The sequence below is a fragment of the Phytobacter sp. V91 genome, assembly GCF_965644225.1.
In the GTDB taxonomy this organism is placed as follows: Bacteria; Pseudomonadota; Gammaproteobacteria; order Enterobacterales; family Enterobacteriaceae; genus CBFFRJ01.
Map to the genome: position 1 here is coordinate 46,519 of NZ_CBFFRJ010000018.1, position 6,562 is coordinate 53,080.

The 6,562-nt window shown below is 50.7% G+C and carries 5 protein-coding genes; 3 read left to right on the forward strand and 2 right to left on the reverse strand.

The features are described 5' to 3' along the window. The first annotated feature begins 3 nt into the window (after nt 1–3). The 3 genes from cpdA to parE are packed head-to-tail and all read left to right on the forward strand — an operon-like array spanning nt 4 to nt 3,340. Nucleotides 4–831, forward strand: coding sequence for a 3',5'-cyclic-AMP phosphodiesterase (gene cpdA / locus ACSZO4_RS05890; protein ID WP_437887933.1), 828 nt, complete (start codon nt 4–6; stop codon nt 829–831). Continuing rightward, entirely contained in the window at nt 831–1,406 is a 576-nt protein-coding gene (gene yqiA, locus ACSZO4_RS05895; protein ID WP_437887934.1) for an esterase YqiA, read from the forward strand. The genes cpdA and yqiA overlap by 1 nt, the downstream gene beginning before the upstream one ends. A gap of 41 nt (nt 1,407–1,447) precedes the next feature. Continuing rightward, complete coding sequence (gene parE / locus ACSZO4_RS05900; RefSeq protein ID WP_437887941.1) at nt 1,448–3,340, forward strand: DNA topoisomerase IV subunit B; 1,893 nt, start codon at nt 1,448–1,450, stop codon at nt 3,338–3,340. A 49-nt stretch (nt 3,341–3,389) separates the two neighbouring features. On the opposite strand, the gene ACSZO4_RS05905 is transcribed toward parE, so the two are convergent. Both ACSZO4_RS05905 and uxaC read right to left on the reverse strand, forming a co-directional pair. After that, nucleotides 3,390–4,922, reverse strand: a complete 1,533-nt coding sequence (locus ACSZO4_RS05905; protein ID WP_437887935.1) for an MFS transporter — start codon at nt 4,920–4,922, stop codon at nt 3,390–3,392. Nucleotides 4,923–4,945: 23 nt separating this feature from the next. After that, entirely contained in the window at nt 4,946–6,349 is a 1,404-nt protein-coding gene (uxaC, locus tag ACSZO4_RS05910) for a glucuronate isomerase (protein WP_437887936.1), read from the reverse strand. Nucleotides 6,350–6,562: the final 213 nt, after the last annotated feature.

Below are 6,562 nucleotides of genomic sequence, written 5' to 3' on the forward strand. Positions count from 1 at the left end.
CATTTGGAAAGCCTGTTAAACCTGAATCTGGCTGATGAGTCCAGAGTCAGGATCTTAAAAATTACTGATACTCATCTGTTTGCCGAAAAGCACGAAACGTTGTTAGGGGTTAATACCTGGGAAAGCTATCAGGCCGTACTGGATGCCATTGAGGCCCAGCAGCGCGATTGTGATTTAATCGTCGCCACCGGCGACCTGGCACAGGACCAGACGGCTGCGGCCTATCAGCATTTCGCTGAAGGCATCGCAAGGTTTGGCGTGCCCTGCGTATGGCTACCTGGCAACCATGATTTTCAGCCTGCGATGTATAATGCCTTGCAGGAGGCGGGGATCTCCCCGGCTAAGCGCGTCTTTGTGGGCGAACAGTGGCAGGTTCTGTTACTGGACAGCCAGGTGTTTGGCGTACCGCACGGTGAACTCAGCGAGTTCCAGCTCGACTGGCTTGAAAGAAAGCTGGCTGATGCGGCTGCCCGCCATACGTTACTGCTTCTGCATCATCATCCGGTGCCTTCCGGCTGCAGTTGGCTCGATCAGCACAGTCTGCGTAATGCCGCGGAGCTGGATAACGTGCTGGTGCGTTTTCCCAACGTCAAAAATATGCTCTGCGGCCACATTCACCAGGAACTGGATCTCAACTGGAATGGCCGCAGAATGCTGGCAACGCCATCGACCTGCGTTCAGTTTAAGCCTTATTGCGCCAACTTTACGCTCGACACCATTGCCCCTGGCTGGCGTTGGCTGGAGCTTTATGCTGATGGCAATATGCATACTGAAGTCTGCCGTTTGCAAAGCGCCAGGTTTAACCCCGATACCGCGTCAGAAGGATACTGATGTCCACGCTCCTGTATTTACATGGATTTAATAGCTCACCGCGTTCCGCCAAAGCGACGCAGTTTCGGGAATGGCTGGCGTTCAATCACCCTGACATTAACGTGGTGGTGCCAGAGTTACCGCCGTATCCGGCCCAGGCCGCTGAACTGCTGGAGCTGCTGGTGCTGGAAAACGGCGGGCAGCCTCTGGGGATTGTCGGATCGTCGCTGGGCGGCTATTACGCCACATGGCTTTCACAATGCTTCACTTTGCCTGCGGTGGTTGTCAATCCGGCAGTTCGCCCGTTTGAATTGCTGGCCGATTTCCTCGGGCATAACGAGAACCCCTGGACGGGGCAGCAATATGTGCTAGAGTCTCGCCATATTTACGATCTCAAAGTGATGCAGGTCGACCCGCTGGAATCACCGGATTTAATCTGGCTTCTGCAACAGACGGGCGATGAAGTGCTGGATTATCGTCAGGCCGTGGCGTATTACGATGCGTGCCGCCAGACGGTCGAAGAAGGCGGTAATCATGCTTTTGTGGGCTTTGAGAATCATTTCACACAGATTGTCGATTTCCTTGGGCTTCGTTGAGCCGACAGGGAAAAGACCCGATCACTATCTACGAACAAACCATGACGCAATCCTATAACGCTGATGCCATAGAGGTACTCACCGGGCTTGAGCCGGTTCGCCGCCGTCCGGGGATGTATACCGATACCACCCGCCCTAACCACCTTGGTCAGGAAGTTATTGATAACAGCGTCGATGAAGCGCTGGCAGGCCATGCCAAACGTGTGGATGTCATTCTCCATGCCGATCAGTCGCTGGAAGTCATCGATGACGGTCGCGGCATGCCGGTGGATATTCACCCGGAAGAGGGCGTACCTGCGGTAGAACTGATCCTTTGTCGCCTGCATGCGGGCGGCAAATTCTCCAATAAAAACTACCAGTTCTCTGGCGGTCTGCACGGTGTGGGCATTTCAGTTGTGAATGCGCTCTCGCGTCGTGTTGAAGTCAACGTTAAGCGTGACGGACAAATCTATAACATTGCCTTTGAAAATGGCGATAAGGTCCAGGATCTGAACGTCGTCGGTACATGTGGAAAACGCACCACTGGCACCAGCGTCCACTTCTGGCCGGATGAACAGTTCTTCGACAGCCCACGCTTTTCAGTGTCACGTCTTTCACACCTGCTGAAAGCCAAAGCGGTGCTGTGCCCGGGTGTGGAAATCACCTTCAAAGATGAAGTGAATAACACCGAGCAGCGCTGGTGCTATCAGGACGGTCTGACCGATTACCTGATGGAAACGGTGAATGGCCTGCCGACGCTGCCGGAAAAACCCTTTGTCGGTAATTTCGCTGCTGAAACTGAAGCGGTGGACTGGGCGCTGCTCTGGCTGCCGGAAGGCGGAGAGATGCTGACCGAAAGCTACGTCAACCTGATCCCCACCATGCAGGGCGGTACACACGTTAACGGCTTGCGTCAGGGGCTGCTGGATGCCATGCGTGAGTTCTGCGAATACCGCAATATTCTGCCGCGTGGCGTGAAGCTTTCTGCGGAAGATATCTGGGAACGCTGCGCCTATGTGCTGTCGGTTAAAATGCAGGATCCGCAGTTTGCCGGGCAAACCAAAGAGCGCCTGTCGTCCCGTCAGTGCGCGGCCTTTGTGTCGGGCGTGGTGAAAGATGCCTTCAGCCTGTGGCTCAATCAGAACGTTCAGGCCGCAGAGATGCTGGCCGAAATGGCGATCTCCAGCGCCCAGCGCCGTCTGCGCGCAGCTAAAAAAGTGGTACGTAAAAAACTGACCAGCGGCCCGGCGCTGCCTGGCAAGCTGGCAGATTGTACCGCGCAGGATCTTAACCGCACGGAACTCTTCCTGGTGGAAGGGGACTCCGCAGGCGGATCCGCCAAACAGGCCCGCGATCGTGAGTATCAGGCGATCATGCCGTTAAAAGGCAAGATCCTTAACACCTGGGAAGTCTCCTCCGATGAAGTGCTGGCCTCGCAGGAAGTGCATGACATTTCGGTGGCGATCGGCATCGATCCGGACAGCGCAGATCTGAGTCAGCTTCGTTACGGCAAGATCTGTATCCTGGCGGATGCGGATTCCGATGGTCTGCACATTGCCACTTTGTTGTGCGCACTGTTCGTCAAACATTTCCGCGCGCTGGTAAAACAGGGCCACGTCTATGTTGCGCTGCCGCCGTTGTACCGTATCGATCTGGGTAAAGAGGTCTATTACGCGCTGACAGAAGAAGAGAAAACCGGTGTGTTGGAGCAGCTCAAGCGCAAGAAAGGCAAACCGAACGTGCAGCGCTTTAAAGGTCTGGGTGAGATGAACCCGCTGCAACTGCGCGAGACAACGCTCGATCCTAACACTCGCCGCCTGGTGCAGCTGATTATCAGCGACGAAGATGAACAGCAGACAAATGCCATGATGGATATGCTGCTGGCCAAGAAACGCTCTGAAGACAGGCGTAACTGGCTACAGGATAAGGGCGATATGGCGGATATTGAGGCCTGATGTTGCGAAACGCTTCAGGCCGCAAAGCCTGAAGCGTGTGTCTTACTGTTTACTCTGCTAATGGATGCGTTGCGCGCGGGCTTTTCGCATTTTGCGCGTCCATGTCCGGCCATAGCTTCTCATAACTTACGCCCGTCAGGTCTTCCACAATTTTGCGTGTTTCAGGCGTAACGGCTTCACGTGCCCCTTTGTTTTTCAGTCTCTCGATTTCATCGACAAAGATTTTGTGCGTCTGCTTGTTCAGATGGAAGGTCAGAGCCTGCCAGAGCGCCAGGATCAACAAACCTGCGGTGCCAATAAACAATGTCATGGCGATGGTCTGCACCGCTTCCTGCGGCTGGATTTGGCTGCCCTTCACAAAGCCGCCTTCCTGGAGGATAAAACCGACAACAAAGGTAGCAATCGCCACGGTCGTTTTCCGGGAGAAGGTCATGACGGCAGCGAACAGCCCCTCACGACGTTCGCGGGTGATCATCTCGTCAATGTCCGGAATGAATGGGAAAACGTTCCACGGCGTGAACTCCAGAACACAGCGCCCGATCTGGTAAATCCCGGCAAGGATAATAAGCAACAGGGCTTTTTGTTCGCTAGGGAAGAGATAAATCAGCAGGAATCCACCCAGACAAAGCATCATCAGACTGTAGGCAAACACATACAATTTGGACGGACCAAACTTGATGATGGCAAACCCGGCGACCAGGGTGACCGGCAGACCGATAATACTCATTGAGAGCAGGCTGCCGGCAAATGCAGACGAAACCTGCAGGCAGTAAACACAGAAGAAAACGAAAACGGTGTTGTAGATATCTTTGGCAGTAAAAGAGAGCAGGTAGATAGCCAGATGTTTACGAAATGCCCGGACTTTCAGCGTTGAGAGATATTCTTTAAACAGCCCGAGGATATTGATGCGTGAAGCGGAGCGAGCCTGTTCCAGTTCCGCGAGCATTTCCGGGGTTAATTCACGTTCCCAGGTGACCTTCCAGGAGATCAGTACGCAAATCATAAAGACTACGGCGAAGACGATACCGTTGATCAGATAGGCTTCTGCGCTATCTTCGCCCAGATAGCCAATCAGGAGCCCTGGTATAAAGGTGGCTAAAAACGTACCAGTCGCGGAGAGAAACATACGTCCGGTGGAGAGTTTTGTCCTGGCATTGAAATCTTTGGTCATCTCTGAAGGCAAGGTTTCCCAGGGAATGAGCACCATTGCGGCGATAATTTCGAAGGCGAGATACACGCTTAAATAGAACCAGTAGTTCATCCCGTTGAGCCAAAGCAGGGCATAAACCAGCATCAATGGTGAGCCAATCAGTAAGAAAAAGCGTCGGCGACCAAATTTCTTTCCGAGGGTATTTTTATAAAAGTGATCGGTGAAGGTTCCCACAAACAAGCTGATAATGGCATCGACGATTCGCGCTATGGCCACGATGGATGCCGCTTCAAGCGGAGACAAACCGACAAATGTAGTGTAATAAAACAATAACCATGCGCCAATAACCGTAAAGGCGCCGCCACCCATAATGTCAGTCAGGCCATAGCCGATGCTGACGGGAATAGTAATTTTTCTCTTTGTACCTGTCATATTTTCTCTCACGATTAAATTAATCAGAAATTGAAATAAGAGCGGGCGTTGTTGACACAAATCCCTTTGATCATGCTGGATAAAATATCCATATCTTCTGGCAATTCACCTCTGTCAACCCAGCTTCCAATAAGGTTGCAAAGTATTCTTCTGAAATAATCATGGCGGGTATAAGAGACAAAACTTCGTGAGTCTGTCAGCATGCCAATAAAATTAGAAAGCAAACCCTGGTCGGCGAGCGTAATGAGCTGATTGACCATGCCTCGATGAGTATCGTTAAACCACCATCCGGAACCTAATTGCATCGGGGATTTAATACCGTCATCGCCATTCTGGAAATTAGCCAGTGCGGATGCCACAATATCGTTGTAGCTTGCATTCAGGTTATAAATAATCGTTTTAGGTAGCCCGTTATTTTCTGCCATAGTATTAAGCAGAGCATTAAGACTGGCCGCCAGATTTTCCTGATCGGCAATGGAGTCGAATCCGCTATTAATACCGATGGCGTGATACTGGCGAACATTGTTATTACGTAGCGCGCCAAAATGAATTTGCATCGCCCACGCTTTTTGTTTGTACAACGCAGCAAGTTTTATGAGTATCACGCTGTTCCATGCCTGCATTTCAGTATGGGTGAGTTCACGCTCCAGTCGTGCGACAAACAGGGCATTGGCCTGCTCATCAGTCAGCGGGCGGTAAACTATCTCTACCGGGCCATGATCCGAGATACGGCAGCCAGCGTCATGGAAGTAGTCAATGCGCAGGCTGATAGCGGCGATAAACGAAGCCAGATTCCTGACAGGAATTTCTGTGGCCTGAGCAAGCTGAGAGACGAATTGACTAAAGCGCGTAGGGTCAGCTTCAAAGAGTTCATCCGGGCGAAACGTGGGAAGTACTTTGGTCTTAAACCCTTCTTCCTGCTGAAGAAGTTGATGATATTTTAAATCATCCAGGGGTTTATCAGTGGTGCAAATTACTTCAACGCGTGAGCGCGTTATTAATGCTCTTGGTAGGAAATCATCACTGGCTATTTTTTCATTACATTCATCCATCACTTCCCGCCAGTTTTTATGGCTAAGTGTTTGATGAATTCCGAAATAAGCCTCAAGTTCAAGATGTGTCCAGTGATATAATGGATTGCCAAAGCTCGACTCAACGGTTTTGGCCCAGGCGGCAAATTTTTCTTCAGCGGATTCCGTGCCTGTTATATATTTTTCATGAATACCATTAGCACGCATTGCCCGCCATTTGTAATGATCGCCTGCGAGCCAAAGTTGAGTTATATCGCGAAAAGGTTTGTTTTCAAATATATCTTTGGCTTCCAGGTGACAATGGTAATCAATGATGGGTTGGTTCTTCGCATAACACCTGTAAAGGGTCTGACCTGCTTTGCTGGTAAGCATAAAATTGTCATTAATCAGTGACATTTCGATTCTCTCCTGAATTTTTGCTTGTCCATTTTTAATGATTGAAATGACCTTGGAGTTTTTACGGTATATCTATAAAAATATTAGTCTACTACCATACAATGTTTATTTTTAATAATGTGAGAAAGATCGTGTATTAAGGAAGGTGCGATTTAATCGGTGGGGTTCAGTGGAGTCCTTATCTGTATTAGCCTTACCTTAGCTGAGCTGTAT